This window comes from Bradyrhizobium sp. 199 (assembly GCF_023073355.1).
Taxonomy (GTDB): domain Bacteria; phylum Pseudomonadota; class Alphaproteobacteria; order Rhizobiales; family Xanthobacteraceae; genus Bradyrhizobium.
In genome coordinates, this window is sequence record NZ_JADPJI010000005.1 from 414,287 (window position 1) to 436,810 (window position 22,524).

Annotated in this window: 30 protein-coding genes and 1 pseudogene; 14 read left to right on the forward strand and 17 right to left on the reverse strand. The window is 64.2% G+C overall.

Translation table 11 applies throughout. The features are described 5' to 3' along the window. Positions 1-120: 120 nt before the first annotated feature. On the forward strand, positions 121-1,776 hold the full coding sequence (locus IVB28_RS10245) for a fumarate hydratase (protein WP_247525948.1): 1,656 nt from the start codon (positions 121-123) through the stop codon (positions 1,774-1,776). Positions 1,777-1,958: 182 nt separating this feature from the next. Here IVB28_RS10245 and IVB28_RS10250 read toward each other — a convergent pair whose 3' ends face one another. From IVB28_RS10250 to IVB28_RS10275, 6 genes are all read right to left on the reverse strand, one after another. After that, positions 1,959-2,882: an SH3 domain-containing protein gene (locus IVB28_RS10250; RefSeq protein ID WP_247525949.1), complete on the reverse strand. Its 924-nt coding sequence runs from the start codon at positions 2,880-2,882 to the stop codon at positions 1,959-1,961. A gap of 17 nt (positions 2,883-2,899) precedes the next feature. Then, entirely contained in the window at positions 2,900-3,196 is a 297-nt protein-coding gene (locus IVB28_RS10255) for a hypothetical protein (RefSeq protein WP_247525950.1), read from the reverse strand. A gap of 105 nt (positions 3,197-3,301) precedes the next feature. Next, positions 3,302-3,856 carry a septation protein IspZ gene (locus tag IVB28_RS10260; RefSeq protein ID WP_247525951.1) on the reverse strand — a complete coding sequence of 185 codons (555 nt, stop codon included), beginning with the start codon at positions 3,854-3,856 and terminating at the stop codon, positions 3,302-3,304. Positions 3,857-3,868: 12 nt separating this feature from the next. Beyond that, complete coding sequence (locus IVB28_RS10265) at positions 3,869-4,444, reverse strand: hypothetical protein (RefSeq protein ID WP_247525952.1); 576 nt, start codon at positions 4,442-4,444, stop codon at positions 3,869-3,871. A 76-nt stretch (positions 4,445-4,520) separates the two neighbouring features. Continuing rightward, entirely contained in the window at positions 4,521-4,787 is a 267-nt protein-coding gene (locus tag IVB28_RS10270) for a hypothetical protein (RefSeq protein WP_247525953.1), read from the reverse strand. Positions 4,788-4,831: 44 nt separating this feature from the next. Next, positions 4,832-6,226 carry a carotenoid oxygenase family protein gene (locus IVB28_RS10275; protein WP_247525954.1) on the reverse strand — a complete coding sequence of 465 codons (1,395 nt, stop codon included), beginning with the start codon at positions 6,224-6,226 and terminating at the stop codon, positions 4,832-4,834. A gap of 106 nt (positions 6,227-6,332) precedes the next feature. Here IVB28_RS10275 and IVB28_RS10280 point away from each other — a divergent pair, with 106 nt between their 5' ends. Next, entirely contained in the window at positions 6,333-7,064 is a 732-nt protein-coding gene (locus tag IVB28_RS10280; RefSeq protein WP_247525955.1) for a TetR-like C-terminal domain-containing protein, read from the forward strand. 15 nt (positions 7,065-7,079) lie between these two features. On the opposite strand, the gene IVB28_RS10285 is transcribed toward IVB28_RS10280, so the two are convergent. Further along, the gene (locus tag IVB28_RS10285) at positions 7,080-7,685 is read right to left on the reverse strand and encodes a hypothetical protein (RefSeq protein WP_247528503.1); all 606 of its coding nucleotides are present in this window, start codon (positions 7,683-7,685) and stop codon (positions 7,080-7,082) included. Between the two features lie 161 nt (positions 7,686-7,846). Here IVB28_RS10285 and IVB28_RS10290 point away from each other — a divergent pair, with 161 nt between their 5' ends. After that, a complete protein-coding gene (locus IVB28_RS10290; RefSeq protein WP_247525956.1) occupies positions 7,847-8,419 on the forward strand; it encodes an SET domain-containing protein in 573 nt (190 codons plus the stop codon). 138 nt (positions 8,420-8,557) lie between these two features. Here IVB28_RS10290 and IVB28_RS10295 read toward each other — a convergent pair whose 3' ends face one another. After that, entirely contained in the window at positions 8,558-8,956 is a 399-nt protein-coding gene (locus IVB28_RS10295) for a hypothetical protein (RefSeq protein WP_247525957.1), read from the reverse strand. A gap of 36 nt (positions 8,957-8,992) precedes the next feature. Beyond that, positions 8,993-9,223 (reverse strand): hypothetical protein, encoded by a 231-nt coding sequence (locus IVB28_RS10300; protein WP_247525958.1) that lies wholly within the window; start codon positions 9,221-9,223, stop codon positions 8,993-8,995. Between the two features lie 101 nt (positions 9,224-9,324). Between IVB28_RS10300 and IVB28_RS10305 the strand changes: the two genes are divergently transcribed. After that, the gene (locus IVB28_RS10305) at positions 9,325-10,146 is read left to right on the forward strand and encodes a helix-turn-helix transcriptional regulator (RefSeq protein ID WP_247525959.1); all 822 of its coding nucleotides are present in this window, start codon (positions 9,325-9,327) and stop codon (positions 10,144-10,146) included. A gap of 68 nt (positions 10,147-10,214) precedes the next feature. After that, the gene (locus tag IVB28_RS10310; protein WP_247525960.1) at positions 10,215-10,880 is read left to right on the forward strand and encodes a DsbA family oxidoreductase; all 666 of its coding nucleotides are present in this window, start codon (positions 10,215-10,217) and stop codon (positions 10,878-10,880) included. 6 nt (positions 10,881-10,886) lie between these two features. On the opposite strand, the gene IVB28_RS10315 is transcribed toward IVB28_RS10310, so the two are convergent. Further along, complete coding sequence (locus IVB28_RS10315; protein ID WP_247525961.1) at positions 10,887-12,056, reverse strand: GNAT family N-acetyltransferase; 1,170 nt, start codon at positions 12,054-12,056, stop codon at positions 10,887-10,889. Positions 12,057-12,362: 306 nt separating this feature from the next. Here IVB28_RS10315 and IVB28_RS10320 point away from each other — a divergent pair, with 306 nt between their 5' ends. Both IVB28_RS10320 and IVB28_RS10325 read left to right on the forward strand, forming a co-directional pair. After that, entirely contained in the window at positions 12,363-12,791 is a 429-nt protein-coding gene (locus IVB28_RS10320; RefSeq protein WP_247525962.1) for a YeeE/YedE family protein, read from the forward strand. Between the two features lie 5 nt (positions 12,792-12,796). Continuing rightward, positions 12,797-13,265: pseudogene (locus IVB28_RS10325) on the forward strand (DUF6691 family protein). Between the two features lie 157 nt (positions 13,266-13,422). On the opposite strand, the gene IVB28_RS10330 reads toward IVB28_RS10325, so the two are convergent. Both IVB28_RS10330 and IVB28_RS10335 read right to left on the reverse strand, forming a co-directional pair. Next, positions 13,423-13,755, reverse strand: a complete 333-nt coding sequence (locus IVB28_RS10330; RefSeq protein WP_247525963.1) for a hypothetical protein — start codon at positions 13,753-13,755, stop codon at positions 13,423-13,425. Positions 13,756-13,862: 107 nt separating this feature from the next. Next, positions 13,863-14,267, reverse strand: a complete 405-nt coding sequence (locus tag IVB28_RS10335) for a hypothetical protein (protein WP_247525964.1) — start codon at positions 14,265-14,267, stop codon at positions 13,863-13,865. A gap of 153 nt (positions 14,268-14,420) precedes the next feature. Here IVB28_RS10335 and IVB28_RS10340 point away from each other — a divergent pair, with 153 nt between their 5' ends. Continuing rightward, entirely contained in the window at positions 14,421-14,645 is a 225-nt protein-coding gene (locus IVB28_RS10340) for a hypothetical protein (RefSeq protein WP_247525965.1), read from the forward strand. A 232-nt stretch (positions 14,646-14,877) separates the two neighbouring features. Here IVB28_RS10340 and IVB28_RS10345 read toward each other — a convergent pair whose 3' ends face one another. Beyond that, positions 14,878-15,120 carry a PilZ domain-containing protein gene (locus tag IVB28_RS10345; RefSeq protein ID WP_247525966.1) on the reverse strand — a complete coding sequence of 81 codons (243 nt, stop codon included), beginning with the start codon at positions 15,118-15,120 and terminating at the stop codon, positions 14,878-14,880. A 178-nt stretch (positions 15,121-15,298) separates the two neighbouring features. After that, complete coding sequence (locus tag IVB28_RS10350; RefSeq protein WP_247525967.1) at positions 15,299-15,763, reverse strand: PaaI family thioesterase; 465 nt, start codon at positions 15,761-15,763, stop codon at positions 15,299-15,301. 372 nt (positions 15,764-16,135) lie between these two features. On the opposite strand from IVB28_RS10350, the gene IVB28_RS10355 reads away from it, so the two are divergent. Both IVB28_RS10355 and IVB28_RS10360 read left to right on the forward strand, forming a co-directional pair. After that, the gene (locus tag IVB28_RS10355; protein WP_247525968.1) at positions 16,136-16,429 is read left to right on the forward strand and encodes a hypothetical protein; all 294 of its coding nucleotides are present in this window, start codon (positions 16,136-16,138) and stop codon (positions 16,427-16,429) included. Positions 16,430-16,537: 108 nt separating this feature from the next. Continuing rightward, positions 16,538-16,783 (forward strand): hypothetical protein, encoded by a 246-nt coding sequence (locus IVB28_RS10360; RefSeq protein ID WP_247525969.1) that lies wholly within the window; start codon positions 16,538-16,540, stop codon positions 16,781-16,783. A gap of 24 nt (positions 16,784-16,807) precedes the next feature. Here the strand turns inward: IVB28_RS10360 and IVB28_RS10365 are convergent, their stop codons facing one another. Continuing rightward, on the reverse strand, positions 16,808-17,041 hold the full coding sequence (locus IVB28_RS10365) for a hypothetical protein (RefSeq protein ID WP_247525970.1): 234 nt from the start codon (positions 17,039-17,041) through the stop codon (positions 16,808-16,810). Between the two features lie 115 nt (positions 17,042-17,156). Next, on the reverse strand, positions 17,157-17,360 hold the full coding sequence (locus tag IVB28_RS10370; RefSeq protein WP_247525971.1) for a hypothetical protein: 204 nt from the start codon (positions 17,358-17,360) through the stop codon (positions 17,157-17,159). 260 nt (positions 17,361-17,620) lie between these two features. Between IVB28_RS10370 and IVB28_RS10375 the strand changes: the two genes are divergently transcribed. Beyond that, a complete protein-coding gene (locus IVB28_RS10375; protein WP_247525972.1) occupies positions 17,621-17,878 on the forward strand; it encodes a DUF2798 domain-containing protein in 258 nt (85 codons plus the stop codon). Positions 17,879-18,460: 582 nt separating this feature from the next. Here IVB28_RS10375 and IVB28_RS10380 read toward each other — a convergent pair. Further along, positions 18,461-18,661, reverse strand: a complete 201-nt coding sequence (locus IVB28_RS10380; protein WP_247525973.1) for a hypothetical protein — start codon at positions 18,659-18,661, stop codon at positions 18,461-18,463. Positions 18,662-18,929: 268 nt separating this feature from the next. Between IVB28_RS10380 and recA the strand changes: the two genes are divergently transcribed. The 3 genes from recA to IVB28_RS10395 all read left to right on the forward strand — a co-directional run bounded on the left by recA (position 18,930) and on the right by IVB28_RS10395 (position 22,363). Then, the gene (recA, locus tag IVB28_RS10385; RefSeq protein WP_247525974.1) at positions 18,930-20,018 is read left to right on the forward strand and encodes a recombinase RecA; all 1,089 of its coding nucleotides are present in this window, start codon (positions 18,930-18,932) and stop codon (positions 20,016-20,018) included. Positions 20,019-20,334: 316 nt separating this feature from the next. Continuing rightward, positions 20,335-21,333, forward strand: a complete 999-nt coding sequence (locus tag IVB28_RS10390; protein ID WP_247525975.1) for a hypothetical protein — start codon at positions 20,335-20,337, stop codon at positions 21,331-21,333. Positions 21,334-21,388: 55 nt separating this feature from the next. After that, positions 21,389-22,363 (forward strand): hypothetical protein, encoded by a 975-nt coding sequence (locus IVB28_RS10395; RefSeq protein ID WP_247525976.1) that lies wholly within the window; start codon positions 21,389-21,391, stop codon positions 22,361-22,363. Positions 22,364-22,524 lie beyond the last annotated feature (161 nt).

The window sequence follows — 22,524 nt, forward strand, 5'->3', positions numbered from 1 at the left end:
CCCCAGCCCAGGCTGGCCTCCGCCATGCGCGCCGTTCACCTTTCCTTTCCGCTCAAAATGGGCTTAGAACCCTTCTATGCTTAGAGGCCCGCCAGGGCTCCAAACCCCGAGATTCGCTCCATGAACGCTCCCATCGCTTTTCCGGACCAGTCAAAACCCGTTCCGCCCTATAAGCACACCCCGCTGTTCCCGCTGGGCAAGGACGAGACGCCCTACAAGAAGATCACGGCCGAGGGCGTGCGGATCGAGAAGGTCTTAGGGAAAGACATGCTGGTGGTGTCGCGCGAGGCGCTGCGGGCGTTGTCGGAGGCGGCCTTCGGCGACATCAATCATTACCTGCGGCCGGGCCATCTGAAGCAGCTTCGCGCCATCCTGGAGGACGGCGAGGCCAGCCCCAACGACAAGTTCGTCGCGCTGGACTTTTTGAAGAACGCCAATATCGCCGCCGGCGGCGTGCTGCCGATGTGCCAGGACACCGGCACCGCGATCATCATGGGCAAGAAGGGCTGCAACGTCATCACTGACGGTGACGACGAGGCGGCGCTCTCGGAAGGCGCGCGCGATGCTTACCTGCGCCGCAATCTGCGCTACTCGCAGGTGGCGCCGCTCTCGATGTACGAGGAGAAGAACACCGCCAACAACATGCCGGCACAATGCGAGATCTACGCCGAGGGCCACGACGCCTACAAGTTCATGTTCATGGCGAAGGGCGGCGGCAGCGCCAACAAGAGCTTCCTCTTCCAGGCGACGCCTTCGGTTCTGACCAAGGATCGGCTGCTCGCGTTTCTCAAGGAAAAGATTCTCACTCTCGGGACTGCTGCGTGCCCACCCTATCACCTCGCCATCGTGATCGGCGGCACCTCGGCCGAGTTGTGCATGAAGACGGTGAAGCTCGCCTCCGCCCGCTATCTCGATGCGCTGCCGACCCAGGGCTCGCCGGACGGCAACGCCTTCCGCGACGTCGAGATGGAGAAGGAAATCCATGAGATGACGCAGTCGCTCGGCGTTGGCGCGCAGTTCGGCGGAAAATATTTCTGCCACGACGTGCGCGTGATCCGCATGCCGCGTCACGGCGCATCGCTTCCCATCGGGCTTGGCGTGTCCTGCTCGGCCGACCGTCAGGTGCTCGGCAAGATCACCAGGGATGGCGTCTATCTCGAAGAGCTTGAGCATAACCCGGCGCAATATCTGCCTGAGGTCGAAGAGGCGCTCGGCGGCGAGGTCGTCAAGATCGACCTCAACCAGCCGATGAAGGACATCCTGGCGGCGTTCTCGCAGCACCCGATCAAGACGCGGGTCTCGATGACCGGCACCATGATCGTGGCGCGCGATTCGGCCCATGCCAAGCTGCGCAAGCGGCTGGAGAGGGGCGAGCCGCTGCCGGATTATTTCAAGAACCATCCGGTCTACTACGCCGGCCCCGCCAAGACGCCCGACGGCTACGCTTCCGGTGCGTTCGGTCCGACCACAGCGGGCCGCATGGATTCCTTCGTCGATCAGTTTCAGGCCGCCGGCGGCTCGATGGTGATGGTGGCCAAAGGCAACCGGGCGCCTGCCGTACGCGAGGCCTGCAAGAAGTATGGCGGCTTCTATCTCGGTTCGATCGGCGGCGCGGCGGCGAACCTCGCCGAGCACTGCATCAAGAAGGTCGAAGTGCTCGAATATCCCGAGCTCGGCATGGAGGCGATCTGGCGCATCGAAGTCGTCGACTTCCCGGCGTTCATCATCGTCGACGACAAAGGCAACGACTTCTTCAAGGAGCTGAATTTGGGCTGAGGCCACGTTCCCTAGATGCTGCGCAGCACCACAAGCGCGTTCAAGCTGGTCTTCGCCGCGCTATGGTGATGCGCTGCTGATCCGGGCTCCATGGCCGATGCATCGGGGCCGGCTCCGCGGAGCAGCGCTATGCGCTGCATCGCGCCCCGGAACACCCGAGGGTGCCTGGTCGCTCTATTTGCCTAACTGCAATTCGTGACCTGATTCGAGCACAGCGAGCGCCACCAGCCGCGGACGCCGTCATGGCTCTCGACGAGACCCCAGAAGCCGCTGCAGGCCAAGAGGCGCTTCGGGCCGCCGTCGGTGTCGAGCGCGCCGCCGAGCTCGCGCTCGGCTGGCATCCATTTGGCGTCGACGAAGGGGGCCTGAAAGAGTCCGCCCATGCGCGTGGCGCCATTGGCGTAGGACGCGCCCACCTTGTTGGAAGCGACCCAGCCGCGCCCGGCATAGGGCTTTGGTGCGCTGCGCGGATATTGCTTCTCGTCCTCGTAGTCCTTGCCCGGCGGCGTGGCGCCTTCGATCAGGAACCAGCCGTCCTTGAAGCCGATGATGCGGAATTCGGTGAGCCAGCCGCCGTCGGGCGTGTTCTCCCGGCCTCCTAGCTTCAGCCGGTAGGGCGCTGGCAGCGTGCCGAGCACGCGCGCCTTCGCTGACGGCTCGGCGCGCACGTTGAGACCGCTGGTGTCCTTGTCGATCGACCAGGCGCCGAGATCGCAGGGCTCGGTGCCACCGGGCAGCGTTGCGCGCTTGGCGGCGAGATCGGCGTGCAGCTTGGCGAAATCACTGTCGTCGTTATCAGGATCCGGCCCGGTGCGCGGCTTCAGCTCGGCTGACACTGCGCGCGTCGCATCCGGCGTCAGTGTCACGACCAGAGCCTGACGTGCAGCAAAGACGCTTCCCGGTGTCTTCGGATCGTTCGATGTCACGGGATAGACGGCGAGGTAGCCGGACGAGCCATCAGTCCGATAGGCGGCGCCGGCCACAAAGCCCGACGGCACCATGGCGATCGCGCTTGCGCGCCACGCCGGTTCGGTTTCTTCCGCGCGTGCCACCGCCGCTGCTGCGACACACAGCATCGACGCCACGAAGAGTCGGATGGTGGGCATGTGGCGAGGGCGTGGCCTTACGCCCGTACGCCCGTGAAGGGAAAGCTGCCCATCGGACCGATGCCCATCTCGCCGCTGATGCTGTCGCCGGAGACGGTGCCGGCGAATTCGAGCGTGAGCGGCATCGGGTTGGTGATCGAGACCTTCCACGAAACGTTGTCGCCAGAGACGGTGCCGTCGAAGATCTCGGCGGTATTACCTTCCGCGCCTTGCGTACCCGTGAGCGTGCCGCCGGCGGCCTTGAGGCTCAGCGTCGCTTGGCGCTCGCCCATCGGCGTCGTCATGGTTAGATTCCAGTTGCCGTCTACGGCCATTCCCGTCTCCCGAACAAATCCCGGCGGGCCACGACCATCCGCGGCCAGTCCCGGATCAGCCTATAGCGCAACTCCCAGCTCCTGCCTAACGCTCCGACAGGGCATTTAGGCGCGGGCGGCGGCGCGCCTGCGGCTGGTGACGACGAGCCTGAGAACGACGTACTGCACGGCAAAGGCGAGGATCTTGCCGCCGCCTGCGACCACCGTCAGGTAAAACGCCCATAGCTTCAGATCGCCGGTGGAGGCAACCATGATCACGCCGGCGCCGATCACGAACATCAGCGCCGCCCAGGCATAGCCCGCGGCCGTCACATATTCCGGAACGGTCTCGACGACGATCGGTGGCATGTAGCGCAGCATCCAGCCGCGCTTGAGCATGATCAGACCGATCGCGAAATGCGCGATCGCGGGCTTTGCCAGCATGAAGCGGGGATCATTGGTCAGGAGCGTGACCGTGCCCAGCACGACGACGAGCGCCAGGCTCGCATAAGTCATGTAGTTGAGCTGCTGCCCCTTGATGCGCGCGTAGACCACCTGTCCGAATGCGCCAGCGATCGCCACCGACGTCGCCAGTATGACGTTGTCGGTGACGAGGTAGACGACCAGGAAGACGATGGCAGAGAAGAGATCGGCACCGAGGCGGGCGAATACGTCCTTCATCGTCAATCCTGTTCAGCGACCGTTGGGCAATGTGGGGGCGGGCGTACCGTACTTGATCTGGCGATATCCGGGATACCACTTTGTGAAGTAAACCGCGCTGTTGCGCGCGGCAAAGGCGACCGCAAGGCTCGACCACAGCGGCAGGCCCGGGACGTAGAGCAGCACGACATTGGCCGCCGCCATCAAGAGTGTGGCCGCGGTCCAGGCGCCGGTGATGACGTAATTGGCGCGGAGAAAGCCGGGCAGCGCTGCGGTCTCGGCCGGCACCGCTTCGAGCGCATATTGCAGCGTGAAGGGACGGCGGACCAGCATCGAGCCGAGCGAGATCGCGAAGATGCCGAGATCGACCGACAGCTTGACGCCGAGCGCTCCCAGCGTCGGGTCGAGCAGCGCGAGGTAGAAGCCGATTGCGGCGAACACGACCGCCGAGCCCGCCGCCAGCGTCTTTACCGAACGGCCGCACGCGACATCGATGCCGACGGTGGCGAGGCAGATTGTGGCGGCCGCGAACACGCTGATGGTGGCCGAGGTCACCAGCATCAGGAAGGTGTAAGCGCCGTAGGGCGCGAGGATCAGGAAAATCGCCATTGCCCACCTCTGAGAGGCCGATCTTTACGATGTAAAGATCATTAGTCAAGGAAGGGTGCCGGGTTAAGCCAAATCTTTACAGTGTCAAAATAGCGTAAGCAACCTCCAGAAAATGAAGTGCCGCAACGGCTTGATCGGACGCCCCGTCCGCCAATTCCCCCCAAGACAGGCGCGACAGGATCGGCAGCGCGGCGGCGATGAGAAGGAAGGCGGCGAGCAGGATGCCGCCGTCGAAGATGACGTGGCTGCTCCGCCGCCGCCGCCGGATCATCTGGAGCGCGAGCGCAACGCAAGCCAGGGCGAGGACAGCGAGATAGTTCACAGTGATCGAGGGCATGTGCATGCGATATCTCTTTGCTGATGCGTCTGCGCCGTCATTCCGGCGCGCTAAGCCGCGCCCACCCAATTGCCGTGAAAACCATCGGGTACGCGGTGGCCGAGCTGCACCAGCGCGACGGGGCCCGCCTCGACATCGGTGGCGTTGAACACGGCGAGGTCGCTGCGGTTCTCCCGCGCGCGCCAGACCACGGCGAGCAGCCAGCCATCGCCCTCATTCGCATCCTTCGATCGCTCGACGAACACCGGCTCGGAGATGGTGTCGCCGGCGGGCAGCAGATAATGGCCGAGCCGGCGGCCGTCGCCGTCGACATGGACGACGCCGGAGAGCGCGCCGAACATCGGCAGCCGCGGATTGGCGCAGGCGTACCAGCCGTGACGGTTTTTCAGCCCGGCGCGGCGATCGTCGATGCGCGGGAATTCGCCGGTGAGATCGTCCAGATAAGTCTGCTGGAAGCGGTCGGTATGCCCTGAGAGGTCGAAGGTCCAGCGGCAGTGCCGGGCGCGCGACTTCTCCGGATCGGTCGGCCGGCCGTCGGGATGCGGAAACAGCGGCGCCTGCTCGAACTGCATGACGTCGGCGATGATGCGGTTCTGGTCCTCCCACGCATTCATGACGTGGAAGACGTAGCAGGCCTCGCTGCGAAACCAGACGATGTCTTTGGCCGTGCCGCTCCGCTTCATCACGCCGACATAGGCGCCCTTGTCCGGCTCCCAGGCGTAGGGCCGTCCGCTCATGGCGCGCTCCATGCTGCCGGTGATGGGGAGGATCGGAAACAGCACATGGTTCGCGGTGACGATGAAGTCGTGCACCATGCTGGCATAGGGCGCCTCGAACCGCTCGAACCGCGTCGCCTTGCCGGAGGCATCGATCGAGCCGTAGGAGAGGGCAGGCGTCAGCGGACCGGCCGCATTGTAGCCGAAGAACACCAGCTCACCGGTCAGAGGATCGATCTTGGGGTGCGCCGTAAAAGTGCCGGCGACGCGGCCCTGATAGTTGTGATAGCCGCGCGTTGCCAGCGTGCCCGGCTCGATCTCGGTCGGCAGATGCGCTTCTTCCAGCGCCAGCAGCTTGCCGGCATGGAAGATGATGCTGGTGTTGGCGACGCCGCCATCGGTGAGATCAGCCGGGGCATCCGGCAGCTTGCGGCCGAAGCCGCCGAACAAAGCGCGGCCGGCATCGTGCTCGGCGAGCCATTTCGGGGTACGGACCCAGCGGTTGCGGTAGCTCGCGCGCCCGTTCTCGAGCTGGAATGCGTGCAGCATGCCGTCGCCGACGAACCAGTGCGCGCCGGGCGAAGCGAACTGCGGATTGGGGCCATTGCGATAGAGGGTGCCGTTCAGCTCGCGCGGCAATTCGCCGACGATCTTCAGGAATGGCGCGTCCGCTTCGAACGGGATCGGCGCGATATTATTGCGGCTCTCGGTGATGGAGTCGTGCAGCACGGCAGATCCTCCCTTATCTTTACATCGTAAAGATGAGATAGCGCCGATTGCCGCATCGGTCAAGCGAAATCTTTACAGTGTCAATATTGCGTCATATAGCTTGCAAATGACCAAGCCCGAGACCAAGAGCGAAACCGCGCGAAGCTCGCGTGCCCCCAGAAGAACGAGGTCGGCCGCGGCATCGCGTCCACCACGCCGCCCGGGAAGCGCGAAGACCGAGACGCCGTACCATCACGGTGCCCTGCGCGAGGCGCTGCTCCAGGCCGCCGAACGGGTGCTGGAACGCGATGGGCTCGCCGGCCTTACATTGCGCGCGGTGGCGCGCGAGGCGGGTGTCTCGCATGCCGCTCCGACCCATCATTTCGGTGATCTCACCGGCCTTCTCAGCGAGCTTGCGGCGGTCGGCTTTCGCCAGTTCAACGCGGCGATGGCGGCCTCGTCCGATGCCGCCTCCACGCCGCTCGAGCATGCGCTGGCGCGCCCGAAAGCCTATGTTGCCTACGCGCAGGCTCATCCCGGCATGTACGGCATCATGTTCCGCACCGAGCGTCTCGATTATACCAGGCCCTCGCTGCACGAGGCAGCCGAAGCCTCCTTCGCCGGACTTGCAAACGCGGTCGGCATGATGCGGCAAGAGCAGATCAGCGAGGATGCGCTGACGCTGAACCAGGGCGCCGCGATCGCACGTGCCTGGTCGATGGTGCACGGCTTCACTACGCTGCTGCTCGATGGACGGCTAAAGGATATTCTGGAGCGGCTGCCTGAAGGGACCACGGCCGAGCGGCTCCTGGAAGCGATGCTGACCGCACCCATAACGGCAAAGCTGCCAAGCCGCTGATCGATCCGCGGAACCCTAGCGCATCGTCGCAAGCTCGACCGCGCGGCCGCGCGCGCCGACGACCTTCACCTCGTCCTTGCCGCACGTGAAGCCGCGGGCGAAATCATCGGCGGCCTTGCGCGCGAGCTCGTTGGCGGTGGGGTTGGCGACCGCGTCGACATAGGCGACGTGGCAGACTGGGCCTGGGGGCAGCCGGGTCACGACCAGCATGGCCTTGGTGGTCGGCCGCCCCTGCTTGTCGGGATCGGTGCTGTCGGCGATGTGCCAGCGCTGGATGATCGCGAACGGCTTTCCGCCCACGGCGCGCCACTCGACGGTGGTCTCGGATGAATTGAACGGGGGAAACCAGACCTTTGCCGCAGGTTCCGCGGCCGCTTCCTTGCGATTGCGCCCGACCGAGACGATTTCGCGAAGATCGTCCTCGGCAATCAGCACCAGGAGGCCGTCCTTACCCGAACATGCCCTCGTGGTGCTGCCGTCGAGCTCGCTAGGCTTGCTGATCTGGCGGCAATTCTTCGGCGCCGTCGAGGTGTAGGTGCTGCCCACGGATTGGGCGTCGGCCCTGTTCAGGCCGATGCAAATCATCAAGGCAGCGAGGCCAATGCGGGTGATATGGTTCATCAGGGCTTTGACGGTACGGGAACTCCGTACCATCAGACGTCTTCATTGTGGGCAAGGTTCAAACAGGGCCGGGATATACCTGACAGCCGCGCGGAATCGTTCTAGAAGAGCGGCTTCGCTTGGGCTCTTCCAGCCTCGTTCGCGTCCTCGTTTACTAGATCATGCCAGCCACATCGTCGAACAAACCCTATCGCGTCGGCCGCTCCAAGACTGGACTCGGCCTCTTCGCCACCAAGCCGATCAAGAAGGGCACCCGGATCGTCCGCTATTTCGGACCCATCCTGGACTCGCGCATTCCGGCGCACGACGACATCGAGAACAAATATCTGTTCGAGCTCAACGGGCGCTGGACCATCGACGGCTCGGTGCGCAAGAACCTCGCCCGCTATATCAATCATTCCTGCCGGCCCAACGCCGAATCCGACGTCCGGCCGCGCGAGCGCAAGGTGTTCATCCGCGCCATCAAGAACATCGAGCCGGGTGACGAGATCAACTACGATTACGGCACCGACTATTTCAAGGCCTATCTGAAACCGATCGGCTGCAAGTGCGACTCCTGCGAGAAGAAGCGCAAGAAGCTGCGCGCCGAGGCGCGGGCCGAACGTGCCAAGGTGAAGGCGCGCGACGAACGCAAGGCCAAGAAGACGGGGGCCAAGAGCCCTAAAAACAAGGCCGCCAAAAAGAAGAAGCTCAGCGGCCACGCGGTTGGCAAGAAGAACGGCGCGCGGGCGTAGCTCCCGTGCCCCGGACGCAGCGCCGCTGCCGCCGTGCGCTGCAGAGCCGCGGCCAATCCGGCGCGATCCGTACAATCCGCGTCCCGGCTCTGCGCCGCAGCGCCAAAAGCGTTGCAGCGCGTCCGGGACACGAATGGCTCACGCCACCGCCACACTGCCGCTCTTCCGCAATCCCACATATTGCAGCTCGGCGAACACGCCCGTCGCGATGGCCTGCGCCACGACCATGAGTTCGCCGGAGATATTCGGGGACACCGCGCCGGAGAGCAGCAGACCGATGCTGCCGACCGTCCATGCGGCGTTGCCGATGACGACCAGCAGCACGAGCGCCCTGGAAACGGATGGGCGGGACGCGAGCCAGCCGACCAGCGCGGTATAGGCGATCAGGAACAGGCCGGTCTCGCGCAGCAGCGCCTCGGGCAGGTTGAAGAGCGCAGCGAACGCGCTCGCGCCGAAGGTGAAACCGAGAGCGGCAACGCCGCTGAAGATGGCGTCGGCGAGCAGGGCACGGCGCAGGAAAGTGGATGCGTTGATCATCGTGGTTCTCCTTGGTTGGGTTGGGCTCGGGGGAGTTCAGCGCAATCCGCGCCACCAGGCGCGGAGCAGGCGGGCGAGGCGGAACGGACAGAGGCTCCTGCCGACGCCGTGCTCGAAGGCGATGACCTGCGCGACCACATAATCGCCGGTCGAATGCACCAGGGGCTCGGGCATGTTGAGGCTGCGCGCCAGCATCCGGGTTGCTAATGCCATCGCCCAGGGCAAGACGTGGTCTGCGACGGTCCGATAGAGCAGCAGCGCGATCATGGTCATCTCCTGTTGCAACCGAAGATGCGCTGGCCCGAGGAGCAATTCGATTACCTCGCGGGTAATGGAAGGGCCGAAATCCGCATGATAGGTTTCTGGTCATGAACGCACATGCATCTACCGCCCAGGCCGAACGCAGCCAGCCGATCCATATCGGCGATCATTTGCGCGAATGGCGGCAGCGCCGCCGCATGAGCCAGCTCGATCTCGCCGGCGAGGCCGAGATCTCCGCGCGGCATCTGAGTTTCGTCGAGACCGGCCGCGCCGCGCCGTCACGCGACATGGTGCTCAGGCTCGCCGAGCGTCTCGACGTGCCCCTGCGCGAACGCAACGTGCTGCTGGTCGCCGCCGGCTACGCGCCGGCATTCCCGCAGCGCCAGCTGGAGGATCCGGCCTTGAAATCAGCACGCCAGGCGATCGACCTTGTCCTTAGGGCGCACGAGCCCAATCCCGCCCTTGCGGTAGACAGGCACTGGAACCTGGTCTCCGCCAATCGCATGGTGGCGCCGCTGCTCGACGGCATCCCACAGCGTCTGCTCGGCCAACCCTTCAACGTGCTGCGGCTCGCCTTCCATCCCGAGGCGCTGGCGTCGCGCACAGTCAACCTTGCAGAATGGTGCGGGCACCTGTTGGAGCGCCTGCACCGGCAATGCGAGGCGACCGCCGATCCTGAGCTGATCAAGCTCTATAACGAACTGAAGAGCTATCCGATTCCGGCGCGCGCGGCGCCGCTGTCGAGCGACAATGTCGCGATCCCGTTCAAGCTGCGACATGACGGCGAGATCCTCAGTTTCTTCTCCACCACCATGGTATTCGGCACGCCGGTCGACATCACGCTGTCCGAGTTGGCCCTGGAAACCTTCTTCCCGGCCGACGAGCGCACGGCCGAGCGGCTCCGACAAATGGCAGCAGCCATGAGCTAGCGGCCTTGCCTCGGAAAGGGTTCGGCTTATCTTTGGCCACAAACCCGCAACGCCCGAAGGAGGCGCTCATGAGCACCCTAAAGCCGCTCCAGATTGACGTCGTCTCCGACGTGGTGTGCCCGTGGTGCTATATCGGCAAACACCGGATCGAGAGCGCGCTGGCACTGGTTCCCGACGTGCCGGTCAAGCTCAATTTCCGCCCGTTCTTCCTCAATCCCTGGGTGCCGCGCGAGGGCATCAGCCGAGAGGCCTATCTCACCCAGAAGTTCGGCTCGGTCGAGGCCTACAAGGGCATTGCGGGGCGCGTCGTTGCGGCCGCAGGCGAAGAGGGCCTCCTTTACAAGCCCGAACTGGTCGCCCGTCAGCCCAACACGACCGACTGCCATCGCCTCATCCTGTGGGCGGAAGCGATCGGCAAGGCGCCGGAGATGAAGCAGCGCCTGATGGAGCTGTATTTCCGCGACGGCGGCGATCTCACCGATATGGACGTGCTGGTGCAGGCGGCCGCCGACATTGGCCTCGATGCGGACGATGTGCGCAAGCGTCTTGCCACCGACGAGGACGTCGCGCGGGTCTCGGCGGACGCGCAGGAAGCTGCCGAGAAGGGTATCTCCGGCGTGCCGACCTACGTCTTCGCGCAGAAATACGCCGTCTCCGGCGCGCAGGACCCGGACTTGCTCGCGCGCGCCATCCGCCAGGTCTCGGCGGAGATCAACGCGCAGGCGGCGGAGTAGCTTTCGCTATTTGCGGAGCCTGCGAACCGCGGCTCGCGCAGCCTCATGCGCGGCATTGACGCCGACCAGCGCTCCGTGAATGAGCGCCACGACCGGATCGTGCCGCCGGAGCGGGACCAGCACGTCACCAATTGCGAAGCGCCCGCGCCAGATCGGGTTGATCATGGGGTGGTCGGCGCCTGCGGTGGAATCCGCGCTGGCGATGGCGGGATCGGCGCAGAGATGGCGGGTGAGCTCGAGGGTGAGCTGCACGCCCGGCGAATATCTTGCAAAGCGCTCGTCGATGCCGAGCTTGAAGAAGAAAGCGCGGTCCTGGTGGCGCAGCACGATGCCGGCGGCGATCGGCGTTGCGCCGGCGCGAAGCGTGATGATCTCGCATTGCGCGGTCTCCGCCAGGGCCGGGACGGCGCGGCGAATGAAGGTCGCATCGCCCGCATGCTGGACCAGTGCGGTGCCGCGCTTGCCTTTCCAGCCGCTGGCCTCGAGCTGCAAGAATGCTTCGAGCGCAGGCCCGATCTCGTCAGGCCGGCGTGCGACGTCGAACGTAACAGGGCCGTGCTCTTCGAGGCGATGGCGCAGGCGGCGCAGCTCCTTGAGCTTTTTGGTGCCGAGCGCGTCGCGCAGCAGCGTTTCGGCATCCTGCGTCGCGTCGAGGCTGGCACGGATGTAGGACGAAAGTACGCGCGGCCTCAGGCCGTCGCGGCTCAGGACCTGATCGAGTGCGCTCATCGCAGCGCCTTCGAGCGCGATGTCGTTCAGCACGAGCGCATGCGCGCCGGCGTTGCGCGCCTGCTGCAACAGTGACGTAGCCGCCTCGATCGACGCGTCGCGGTCGATCAGCGGACTGCACAATGTGCCGTAAGGATGCGCGCTCACCAGCGCGGGCAGGGGGATCTTCCAGGCCTGCCACAGCGAGATCACCGGCATCAGCCCGATCAGCCGCGTCGAAGAACCGTCGAATGCTGGCAGTGCCGAGGCTTTGGTGCGGCCGCGCGCGGTTGCGCTGACGGCGAGCTCCCAGGCAGGCAGGTAATATCCGTTCGGCTCGACCGCGCGCTGCGCGAGTGCGCGCCATTGGCCGGGGTCGATCGTCGTGAGCGGGACACACGCGCGCGCGGCCGCGGCATCACTTGCCGATGCCGGATTGATCGCCGCCTGCTGCGCGATGTCGACCACGTCCCGTCGTCCCCAATCACGCGGGCCGAGCCCGTGTTACGCGGGTCATCCTTAGCGCAAAGAGTGAAAAATACCGTTGGGACGCCGCTTCAATTCGAGCAACAATATTAACGCCTCGTTGAGCATGCGGCGGCAGGCCCCTGGATGCGCATGCTGCCTTATCGTCTGGCCGTCCCGCCTGGATTTGACCAAGCTGAATGCGCGCATTCTTGCCGAGATGCTGCGAAGCGCCGCCGCGGGTAGGCACGACAACTGATATAATGGTCTTCGCTGCGCGCGAGAGGTGCGCTCGGTCCGGAGGGTCGAATGGTTGCAACGTCTTTCACGCCAATGGCTTCGCTTGTGGGCGGCGCACTGATCGGCCTGTCCGCAGTCCTGCTGATGTGGGCGAGGGGACGGGTCGCCGGGGTCAGCGGCATCGCGGCACGGCTGTTTCCGCCCTACGAGGACGGTGAATTCGCGGGTCGGCTGGCCTTCGTCGCGGGGCTTGTCGCCGCACCCGTGCTGGTGCGGCTCGCCACGGGAAGCCTGCCGCTACAGACGATCGAGGCGGGAACAGTCATCCTGATTGTCGGCGGACTGCTCACCGGCTTTGGCTCGGTGTGGGGCAGCGGCTGCACCTCCGGCCACGGCGTCTGCGGCCTGTCGCGGCTCTCGCCGCGCTCATTGGCTGCGACCGGCATCTTCATGGCAGCCGGCATGGCGACCGTCTTCGTCATGCGGCACTGGAGCTGACGCCGATGGCCATCTTCATTCAATTCGTGATCGGCCTGATCTTTGGTCTCGGTCTCATCGTCTCCGGCATGTCCGACCCAGCGAAGGTTCTGAACTTCCTCGACGTTGGTGGCATTCCGGCGGGGACATGGGATGCGAGCCTTGCCTTCGTGATGGCCGGTGCGGTGGCTGTGACCTTCATCGGCTTTGGCCGTATCCTGCGGCGCGCGCGTCCGTTTTTGGCCGAACGGTTCTATCTCCCAACGCGAACCGACATCGACTCCAGAATCGTCGCAGGTCCCGCGATCCTTCGGGATCGGCTGGGGATTGGCGGGGTTCTGTCCGGGGCCGGCGCTGACGGCGCTCGGATTCGGTTCTTCTTCCGCCCTCATCTTCGTCGCGGCGATGTGTGCCGGCATGATGCTCGCGCGCTTTGTCGCCAACCTGCCGTCGCTGACGCGCTTCGTCGCGCCGGCCGATCCACTCGAAACCTGAGGTCATTGCAGAGAGTAGAGATCACGGACGAGAACTATCCTGAATCGTCAGCCAGATCTCCGCCAACATGCAGAAAGATGCGGAACGACATTCCCGATGACACGAAACGGACCGGACGACGATCTTCGTCCGGTCCCTTTTGCCTTACCTCGCGGTACTACCAGCGGTCGTCGCCGACACCCACGCCGACGCTGACGCCAGGCGCCCGAATGCCGACGCCGGCGCGCGGGCCGTCATCCCAGTCGCGATGATACGACCGGCGCTCGTAATAACGCTCGCGCGGCATGGAATTATAGGACTCGCGCACGATCACGCGCGAACCCCCGCGCGTGCGATAGCAGCGGCCGGCGTCGTCGCAGACAAGCCGTACCTGCTGGACCAGATCCGGATTGGCGTACTCGCTGCTTGTGTAAATATCGGACGCCTTCGCACTGGACGCGGCTGCCAAAGCAGCGACGCCCGCCAAAAGCGCAATCGTAAATGTCTTCATCCTGTCCTCCTCGAAACTGCCCTCGGCGGTAACAAGAAGGGGAGGCGGTGATCGTTCCCGTCCGCGATGCCGGTTTTTCCCGGAACTGCCCGTCTTCGAGGCGGTTCCTAGATCGGCTCGTAAGTCTCGGTCCCGCAGATGTCGTCGGCTTCCGCACGCCGGCGGTCGACGACCTTTCCGCCTGTTATGGTCACGATGTAGGTCTGGGCAGCGAGCGAAGTGCCGGTGGCGGAAGTGAGCTGGGCGCGCACGCAGGAGGTCCAGCCCGGTCCGCGCACCTCACGATGGGGCGGAGCGACGTGCACCTCGCGCGGATAGGAGGTGGTCAGGAAGACGACATCGATCTGCTCGCGTACCACGCGCCTGACGTCGGGAGGCGCTTCGGGCGGCGGCTGCTCGACCTCCTTCATGCGCATGAACTCAGGCACAGGCGCGCGGCTGTCGGCAAAGCCGCAGGCACCGAGCGCGAGCGCGCTGGCGAGCAGCGCCGCATGAGCAATAATCCGCAACATCCGTGAAGGTCCCCTGCGGGCCAACAGATAGGCAGCAATGCGATCCGGCGAAGTCCCTGGCGATCAGGATTTGCTGAAGTGCTGGAATTCGCGGCATTTCATATTCCGGGATTGCAGGCTAAGTTTGTACCCCAGTCGAGGGGGATTGCAGCAATGAGGATTTTGGTCATAGCGGCCGCCGTGCTGGCGCTGACGGTTGCCTCCGCCCAGGCGCAGGGCCGGCGGCCAGCAGCTGACCCGGCCAAGCCGACGGACAACAAGCCCAAGGTCGACGAGAAGGCCTACAAGGCCGCGCTCGAGCGCATTCCCGAGCCTAAGGACAAGTACGACCCCTGGGGCGGAGCCCGCCCGAGCGAACCCGCCAAGAAGCCGAAATAGGCGGCCTCTGGTTCGGATCATTCGAATTCCGCAGCGGCGATCCCCCCGTGCGCCCGCCCGAGGTGACGCGACGAGCAGATCGAGGCGAGCCGGCTGTCCGCGGACGGCACCTGATCTCCTGCTCGCGCTTCAACGAGCTGATTGCGCTCGCCGTGCCTGCAAGGCTGCGCTGACGTCCATCACGCAATCTATCCTGCTGTGGATGCGATGCGAACCGTTCACATCGCGCGCGCTATTGCACGAAGGCGAGGCCGATGCGCTTGTCACTGCGCCAAACTGTGCGGCAATTCCGCACGACATCGTCGCACGCGATCGAAAGCGTGAACGAGGGCGGCAATTTGAGGGGGGCGTCGAGGTCGATGGCCGCGCCGCCCGCCGACATGTTTCGCACCGTGCAAGGGATGCCGTTGTTTTGAAAGGTGATCGTTCCACCTTTGAAAACACGGTAACGCTGTGCAGCACGTTTCTCGATCATCGCGTCGATCCATTACGATGATTGTGAAATAGTGCATAGAAATTACGTTGAACTAAACTCAATACTGGCGCTACTTGCACCGCGCTTCAGACTTCGTTTACGACGTTGGAGCGGCCAGGCAAATGGAGAGCCGCGGTGCGCTTTGCGCTCACGCGGCTCTCTTCTTTTGAGATGATGTTCAGCCCGGCAGCATTGCGAACGCGCTCGACACCATCGCCACCGGCTTGTTGTCGCCAGCCGAGAGCAGCGTGACGCGGCCAAAGCTCATGGTGCGTCCGAGCCGCACCACGCGCGCGTCCGCCAGTACGTCCATTGAGGAGACCGCGCGCATGAAATGCGTGGTCTGGTCGACCGTGGTCATGGGGCGATAACCGCGATTGGCAGCGAGGATCGCGATCACCATCGCGGTGTCGGCGAGCGCCATCAGGGCCTGGCCGCAGACCACGCCGCCGTTCCGGCACAGCCGCTCCGAAAACGGCATGCGCAGGAGCGCGCCTGGCTGCCAGTCCGGCACATCCGCCGGCTGCGCGTGCTCGATGCGCTCGACGGCGAGGTTGAGATCCTGGACCCAGGGCGCAAAAACCTCGCCGAGGATGCGTTTGGCGTCAGGGAGGCCGAATTCGGCGTCTGGCTGCATTTGCATTGCTGTCGCACTCTCCTGTATTGCCTGATGTCTCGGGCATTGTGCGCGCATTGGCGCGGCAAAGTCACCGGTCTCGCGCCGGTCCCGTCGGCTTGAAAATGCCTGACTTGGGCCGGTATGATGCCTGGCTTGGGCAGGGGTGAATGATGTTGCGTCAGTGTGTCCTCATCTTCTCTATGGTCGCGCTCGGCCTCGCGCTGAGCGGGTGCACCAAATGCGGCCCGATCTGGGATGACTGGCTGCACGGGCCCAAATCGTGCCGATCGGATCGGCTCTAGCGGGCCCCAAACTGCTCCGGCGGTCACGACCGGCCGCGACAAGGATGACAAGGCGCGGGCGATCCGTGCCTCATGGATGATCAAGGAGTAGACGATGAAGCTTTTCCGTTTGGCCGCGGTGCTGGCTGTGGTGGCGGGACCTGCCTACGCGCAAATGCCCCAACTCAATTTGCTGCAGGATGCCCCGAGCAAGACGCCGGAGGAGAGGGCCGCCGAAGCCGAGCGTGACAAGGCGTACAAGGAAACGCTGAAGAAGATTCCGGACACCAAGGCGTCCAACGATCCCTGGGGCGGCATGCGCTCCGATCCCCCGAAACAGTCGGCGGCGCCGAAGGCCTCGGCCGCGACTGGCGCGCCGAAGAAGAAGTCCGGCACGGCTGCCAACTGACGCAGCCCCGTTCCGGGGGCGGCAAGGACGCCTTTCGAACAGGACTCCTCTTCATCCGTCCCGCACCCTACATTGGCTGCGAGCGTATTGCGTAGAGGAGGGCGGGGCATGGCCGATCGTCCGCGGGATCTTGCCGAGCGGATGGCGCGCCGGCGCAAGCCGGCCGGCCAGCCGGTCGGCGACGGCTATCTGCGCGAGACCTTCACGCTGCCGCGCGCGGCGGCGCGGGAGCGGGCGCAGGCGTTCTTCGCCCGCTACCCCAAGGCCGGCTATATGAGCGCCGTCGAGACCTGGCGCGAACTGCCCGGCGGCGACATCGAGTTCACCATGCGGCGGCTGCCCAGCGCGGACTGAAGCGGGCTTGATCCGGAGGCGTTGCTAGTCGAGGGTTTCGGCGACGATGCGGATCCGGAACACCGGCTCCTTGGCCTCGTCCAGCAGCTCCATATGCCATTCGGAGTTTTCCTGGAGCTTGCGGGCAAGGCCGGCGGTCATGTCGGCGCAGACGCTCGTCATCTCTTTCCAGGCCGAATCGCGGTCGACAAATTCCGTCGCCTGGTCAGCGCAGCCGGAATAACGGCCATTCCGGATTCGAAAGAAATAGCGTGGCATGCTGGCACCGAATTGCGCGCGGGATGGCCTCGTCCCCAAGGCCATGGGCGCGCGCACTCCAATCACAAACCAGCGTCAGATCAATTCCGGTCGGCTACGGATGAGACCGCCGATCTCATCTGGCCGGCGGTTCAGGGGGCCGTCCGACCCATCGCTTCAGCTCCCGATCGATGCGCAGCTGCACGCGGCGGATCGCGAGCAGGTCGATTTTCGTCTCGGTCCTGCCGGACTTGATCTGCTCGCCGATGCGGAACTGCCACTGCCAGATGCCGGGTATCGCCGTCTTGGCAACGGTGAACTCGATGCCCCTGTGATTCATGGTGGCCTCCACGATTCACGTCCACGGTTGCTAACATGCTGGCCGGCATAATATTCCCGAGACGAGAAAAATCCGTCAGGCGACCTGTCAGGCCCCCGTGGTTCTCCGACCATGAACAGAGTTCCTGGGCTCCGGCCCGGTTGTGTTCGTGCACCGATCGAGCCCGCCCAGGGGTGGTTCCCGCCAAGGCGCGCGTTCCCCGTGCAAGCTGCGGCATGTGCTTTGCTTGGCGTGATGACCGGAAGCAACATGGGCCCGTCATGCTCGGCATTCCCCGCCGCTACAGTCACTTCGTCTTCGGAATCATCCAGTCCGGACTGACCTCGCTGATCGCGGCGGGGATCGCCAGCCTTCCCGCAGGCGGCGCGATGATCTGCGTTGCGCACTGGATGGCGTCGTGGCTGATCGCCTGGGCCGCGATGCTGCCGATCGTGCTGCTGGCGGCGCCTGCGATCCGCGCCTTCGCGCTGCGTCTGACGCTGGAGGAAAGTGATCCGCGCGCCGGCAGCCAGGCATGAAAAAGCCCCGCCTGGGAGAGCCAAGCGGGGCAGAGAGTTATTGGAGGCTGAGGTGCTGGGCTGCAACACCATAGCCGCATCATCCTAGCGGGCTCCGCTTACGGCAGCCTGACAGGCGGCCAATTTCCGCGCGCCTCCCGGGACCGCAGACTGGCCCCGCACCCGTCCAAATTTCGACATCCGTTCGCACAACTGCGGACACACCCGTCGGCAAGATTCCACAGCGCTCGGCGCAGCCATGGGGGAAACGTGGCACGCCGGCAATGGGGTGGCATGATGGATAACGTAGAGCGGTCATTCGCCGCCGCGACAGCGGCTGGCTTCGCGGTGCTGGTCCTCGGCCTCGTGCTGCTGGCGCTGCTGTAGGACAGCGGGCGGGCGGCCGTGTCCCCGCGATGATGGGGGCAGGCGTGCCGCCATTCTCAAAACTGGAAAACAACCCCATGCACAGTAGGGCGCATGGAAATTCCGTTGCACTTTCAGCAACTTGCAGGTAGTATTAAGATACCATTGAATGTGCCCCACGCCTTTGCGCATCTCCCGCCCCAGGGGGACCGGACGAGAGGCACGCCTGTGGCCGCGCTATTTCGGCGGTTGCAGCCCGGAGGAACTGACCCAGTCGTGCAGATGATTTGCCAGCTCGGCCTGGCGCGCCTTCTTGAGCAGAGCGTCCCTTTCAGGGCCGGCTGGAAGCCTGGAGGCGTCTTCCTTGACCTGCTTCACCCATGCGGAGAGCCGGTCTTGAAGGGTCAGTTGTTGCTTGAAACGTCGTCGCTTGAACATGGCGCGCTCCTTTCCGTGGGGAGGACGGCGGGAGCGGAATCAGCGTTCGCATCCCCGATGCAGCCACGGCCCGTGCGGTGACGATCGATTAGGATCCATAAACGGAACGGCGTCTGTTCAGTTGTGCGCAGAATGCGCCTGGGGGGTGAAAGGCCGCAAAAGAACATATTGCGAACCTGGAACAAATGGGGTACATTGCTTTTGTCGCCGAGCCGCCTCGCAACCGTTTGTCCCTCACGCGAATCCTCGCCATAAGGAGCACGACCCAATGTCCACCACTGCCCTGCGTATCGTCGAAGGATCTTCCATGGACAAGAGTAAAGCTCTGGCCGCCGCGCTCTCGCAGATCGAGCGGCAGTTCGGCAAGGGCTCGGTGATGAAGCTCGGCAAGAACGACCGCTCGATGGATGTCGAGGCGGTGTCGTCAGGCTCGCTCGGGCTGGATATCGCGCTTGGCATCGGCGGCCTGCCGAAGGGACGCGTCGTCGAGATCTACGGGCCGGAATCCTCGGGCAAGACCACGCTGGCATTGCATACGGTGGCGGAAGCGCAGAAGAAGGGCGGCATCTGCGCCTTCATCGATGCCGAGCACGCGCTCGACCCGGTCTATGCGAGGAAGCTCGGGGTCAACATCGACGAGCTCCTGATCTCCCAGCCGGACACCGGCGAACAGGCGCTGGAAATCTGCGACACCTTGGTGCGCTCCGGCGCCGTCGACGTACTGGTGGTCGATTCGGTCGCGGCGTTGGTGCCGAAGGCTGAGCTCGAGGGTGAGATGGGCGATGCGCTGCCGGGTCTTCAGGCCCGTTTGATGAGCCAGGCGCTGCGCAAGCTGACGGCCTCGATCAACAAGTCCAACACCATGGTGATCTTCATCAACCAGATCCGGATGAAGATCGGTGTGATGTACGGTTCGCCCGAGACCACGACCGGCGGCAACGCGCTGAAGTTCTACGCCTCAGTCCGCCTCGACATCCGCCGCATCGGCGCGATCAAGGAGCGCGACGAGGTGGTCGGCAACACCACCCGCGTCAAGGTGGTGAAGAACAAGCTGGCGCCGCCCTTCAAGCAGGTCGAGTTCGACATCATGTACGGCGAGGGCGTCTCCAAGATGGGCGAGATCCTCGATCTCGGCGTCAAGGCCGGCATCGTCGAGAAATCAGGCGCCTGGTTCTCCTATGACAGCCAGCGTCTCGGCCAGGGCCGCGAGAACTCGAAAGCGTTCTTGAAGGCCAATCCCGACATCACAGCCAAAATCGAGACCTCGATCCGCCAGAACTCCGGCCTGATCGCCGAGCAGATCCTCGCCGGCCCCCCCGAGCGTGATGCCGACGGCGAGGAGCCGGCGGAGGACTAACCTTAAACGCGGATAGTTTCGCGAGGAGCGGGCGCTGAGGACGTTGAGTTGCCGACGTCATCGGCGCCTGTTTTCGTTTGGCATTGCGTTGATCGGGTGATGCGATGAAGCGTCTGATCTTGACCAGTTCGTCCGGACATCAGCTTGCCACATCGGGGTTGGCGGAAATTGTCGTTGCGTTTTCATTTCGCTTTCCGTGGGGGCCATTGCCTTCATCCGAAATGCTCGCCGCATATTTTGCAGCGCGTTCGGAATCGCTTCCACCCGGTGATCATTGGTCTGACTGGGGCATTCGCTGGCCTGGCGCCATCCGCCCATGACGCGCCTTATTCTGACAACGGATTCGTCCTCTGCTGGTGCCCTGCAATGCGCCGGCCTGGCCGATGTCGTCATTGCGATCGAGCGCCGGCTTGTCTGGGGACCGCTGCCGTCAGAGACGGAGCTGGCGGCGTTCTTCGCGCCGCGCAGCATGCAGCGTCGCGGTCTTCATTGGTTGCATGATACGCCGCCCTGGCGCCTGGAAATGTCCGCAGTGAAAGACCGTGGGCTGATCGAGCTGCTGTCGGAATGCGAGTCGGCCGAATTGTGGATCGGGCCCGAGCCAAATGCGCAATTGATTCTGCTGTGGCTGCTCGACCTCTGCGGCGGCGAGAAAGAGGCGGCTTCCAAGCTCGTGATGCGTCAGCTGGACGGCGCCGCGAGCGACGCCGGCCCCGAGCGATTTGCGAAGCTGAACCCGCCGATTGTCGAGCTCACGCAGGATCGCCTTGAACTGGCGCGTCGTGCGTGGCGGGCCTATCGCGCGTCGACGCCGCAGGCCTGGTTCGACCTCATCGACGCGGATTTGAGTCGGCTTCCGCGGCTGCAGCATTGCGCCCTTGACCTGCTCGAAGAGCTTCCGGGCGTCACAAATGGTCTTGGCGCAACGGAAATGCGGATACTGCAATTGATCGCACCGGGCGAGGTGCATCCCTTTGACGTCTTCCCGGGACATCAGAAACTCAACGAGCGGCGCGCTTTCGACTACTGGGAGGTCGGAGCGCTGCTCGATGGGCTCGCGCGATGTCCGGTGCCGGCCGTATCCGGACTGGAGGAGGGGCCATTCACGTTGGCCCTACATGATGATCCCCTCCGTTACGCAAGATACAAGCAGTCCCGCTTGCGGCTCACGGATCTCGGGAAGGCGGTGTTGGCAGGAGAAGAGGATTTCGGCGGCGACAACCCCATCCACCGCTGGTGGGGCGCCACCGAGTTGACCAACGCACGGCTCTGGCGGTGGGATCGCGAACGCCGATTGTTGGTCGCGCCTGACTGAGCGTGCGTGTGGCTCCAGGTGTTGCTGCATTGCATAATCAATTCTGAGAGGCAACGTGTCACATTTGATCCTGGCAACGAACCATGGAGCGGCCGCTGTGCTTGGCCGCTCCAACTTGGCAAATATCGCCCTCGGCTTTTCCGTGCGCTTCGTCTGGGGCCGATTGCCGTCCGAGGAAGAACTCGCGATAGCGCTGGAGCCACGTTCTGCGAAGCATTCCAGAACGGGCGATCATTGGCTCGACGATGTGGAACGAAATTCGCTGATCGGCTTCGGCTCGCCGGACATCGGCTTTCTTCAGCTCTGCGAGAAGTTCGACTCGATCGAAGTGTGGGCCGACGTGCGGCCGAACGATCAACTCGTGCTGGTCTGGCTGCTCGACTTGCTTCGTCCCTACAGGGAGATCACGACCAAGCTGAGCCTGGTGCATACAGACGACATGGTTGCAAACTATGCTCCGGAGGCGGTCGCAAAATGGAAACTGCCGGTCGTCAAGGTGACCGAGAATCATTTGGTGACGGCAAGCCGCGCCTGGCGGGCCTATCGGGCTGACACGCCGGGCCCCTGTTTCGATCTGCTGATGACGGATATGACGGTCCTGCCGAGACTTCGATCGGCACTTATTGCGATGTTCGAAGAGCTTCCGGACAGCACCACGGGACTCAGTGCCAGCGAAATGGATTTGTTGGAATTTGTGAACGACGGGTACACCGACCCAAGGGTCGTCGAAGAGGCGAGGTGGCTTCGCAATGTGCTCGAAGAACACGAAGCGCGCGAGGCCTTGCTCGAACTTGCGGAACATTCGGTGCCGCCAGTCATGTTGGGCGATCCGGCGTTCGACAATGAGGACCGCTACTTCGGCAGGAGCGAGTGGAAGGTCACGCTGACTGAACTCGGGCGTTCGCTTCTAGCCCGCGAGGAAGACATGTGGCGGCACAACCCGATCAGACGTTGGTGGGGCGGCACCGAGTTGACCAACGAGCGGCTCTGGCGGTGGGATCGCGAATGCCGGTTGTTGATTGCGCCGTAAAGGGCGATGCGATTAGGATGAATCGCCATCGCGCTTCAGGTTGTTGTTCAAGCATGATCTTTTCGGAAAACCGCTGCGCACTTTTCCGGATCATGCTTTAGCGGCGCATTCGGTGCCGTAGGGTGGGCAAAGGCGCGCAAGCGCCGTGCCCACGATCTTTC

Excerpts from the sequence above, each read along its gene's own strand:
- IVB28_RS10335 (WP_247525964.1), bottom strand. The coding sequence starts at position 14,267 with ATGTTGCGGATTATTGCTCATGCGGCGCTGCTCGCCAGCGCGCTCGCG.
- IVB28_RS10375 (WP_247525972.1), top strand. The coding sequence starts at position 17,621 with ATGCTCGGCATTCCCCGCCGCTACAGTCACTTCGTCTTCGGAATCATC.
- IVB28_RS10390 (WP_247525975.1), top strand. The coding sequence starts at position 20,335 with ATGACGCGCCTTATTCTGACAACGGATTCGTCCTCTGCTGGTGCCCTG.
- IVB28_RS10260 (WP_247525951.1), bottom strand. The coding sequence starts at position 3,856 with ATGAAGGACGTATTCGCCCGCCTCGGTGCCGATCTCTTCTCTGCCATC.
- IVB28_RS10255 (WP_247525950.1), bottom strand. The coding sequence starts at position 3,196 with ATGGCCGTAGACGGCAACTGGAATCTAACCATGACGACGCCGATGGGC.
- IVB28_RS10380 (WP_247525973.1), bottom strand. The coding sequence starts at position 18,661 with ATGTTCAAGCGACGACGTTTCAAGCAACAACTGACCCTTCAAGACCGG.
- IVB28_RS10270 (WP_247525953.1), bottom strand. The coding sequence starts at position 4,787 with ATGCACATGCCCTCGATCACTGTGAACTATCTCGCTGTCCTCGCCCTG.
- recA (WP_247525974.1), top strand. The coding sequence starts at position 18,930 with ATGTCCACCACTGCCCTGCGTATCGTCGAAGGATCTTCCATGGACAAG.
- IVB28_RS10360 (WP_247525969.1), top strand. The coding sequence starts at position 16,538 with ATGGCCGATCGTCCGCGGGATCTTGCCGAGCGGATGGCGCGCCGGCGC.
- IVB28_RS10340 (WP_247525965.1), top strand. The coding sequence starts at position 14,421 with ATGAGGATTTTGGTCATAGCGGCCGCCGTGCTGGCGCTGACGGTTGCC.
- IVB28_RS10245 (WP_247525948.1), top strand. The coding sequence starts at position 121 with ATGAACGCTCCCATCGCTTTTCCGGACCAGTCAAAACCCGTTCCGCCC.
- IVB28_RS10305 (WP_247525959.1), top strand. The coding sequence starts at position 9,325 with ATGAACGCACATGCATCTACCGCCCAGGCCGAACGCAGCCAGCCGATC.
- IVB28_RS10285 (WP_247528503.1), bottom strand. The coding sequence starts at position 7,685 with ATGAACCATATCACCCGCATTGGCCTCGCTGCCTTGATGATTTGCATC.
- IVB28_RS10330 (WP_247525963.1), bottom strand. The coding sequence starts at position 13,755 with ATGAAGACATTTACGATTGCGCTTTTGGCGGGCGTCGCTGCTTTGGCA.
- IVB28_RS10280 (WP_247525955.1), top strand. The coding sequence starts at position 6,333 with ATGACCAAGCCCGAGACCAAGAGCGAAACCGCGCGAAGCTCGCGTGCC.
- IVB28_RS10290 (WP_247525956.1), top strand. The coding sequence starts at position 7,847 with ATGCCAGCCACATCGTCGAACAAACCCTATCGCGTCGGCCGCTCCAAG.
- IVB28_RS10265 (WP_247525952.1), bottom strand. The coding sequence starts at position 4,444 with ATGGCGATTTTCCTGATCCTCGCGCCCTACGGCGCTTACACCTTCCTG.
- IVB28_RS10300 (WP_247525958.1), bottom strand. The coding sequence starts at position 9,223 with ATGATCGCGCTGCTGCTCTATCGGACCGTCGCAGACCACGTCTTGCCC.
- IVB28_RS10370 (WP_247525971.1), bottom strand. The coding sequence starts at position 17,360 with ATGAATCACAGGGGCATCGAGTTCACCGTTGCCAAGACGGCGATACCC.
- IVB28_RS10310 (WP_247525960.1), top strand. The coding sequence starts at position 10,215 with ATGAGCACCCTAAAGCCGCTCCAGATTGACGTCGTCTCCGACGTGGTG.
- IVB28_RS10350 (WP_247525967.1), bottom strand. The coding sequence starts at position 15,763 with ATGCAAATGCAGCCAGACGCCGAATTCGGCCTCCCTGACGCCAAACGC.
- IVB28_RS10345 (WP_247525966.1), bottom strand. The coding sequence starts at position 15,120 with ATGATCGAGAAACGTGCTGCACAGCGTTACCGTGTTTTCAAAGGTGGA.
- IVB28_RS10355 (WP_247525968.1), top strand. The coding sequence starts at position 16,136 with ATGAAGCTTTTCCGTTTGGCCGCGGTGCTGGCTGTGGTGGCGGGACCT.
- IVB28_RS10320 (WP_247525962.1), top strand. The coding sequence starts at position 12,363 with ATGGTTGCAACGTCTTTCACGCCAATGGCTTCGCTTGTGGGCGGCGCA.
- IVB28_RS10250 (WP_247525949.1), bottom strand. The coding sequence starts at position 2,882 with ATGCCCACCATCCGACTCTTCGTGGCGTCGATGCTGTGTGTCGCAGCA.
- IVB28_RS10295 (WP_247525957.1), bottom strand. The coding sequence starts at position 8,956 with ATGATCAACGCATCCACTTTCCTGCGCCGTGCCCTGCTCGCCGACGCC.
- IVB28_RS10365 (WP_247525970.1), bottom strand. The coding sequence starts at position 17,041 with ATGCCACGCTATTTCTTTCGAATCCGGAATGGCCGTTATTCCGGCTGC.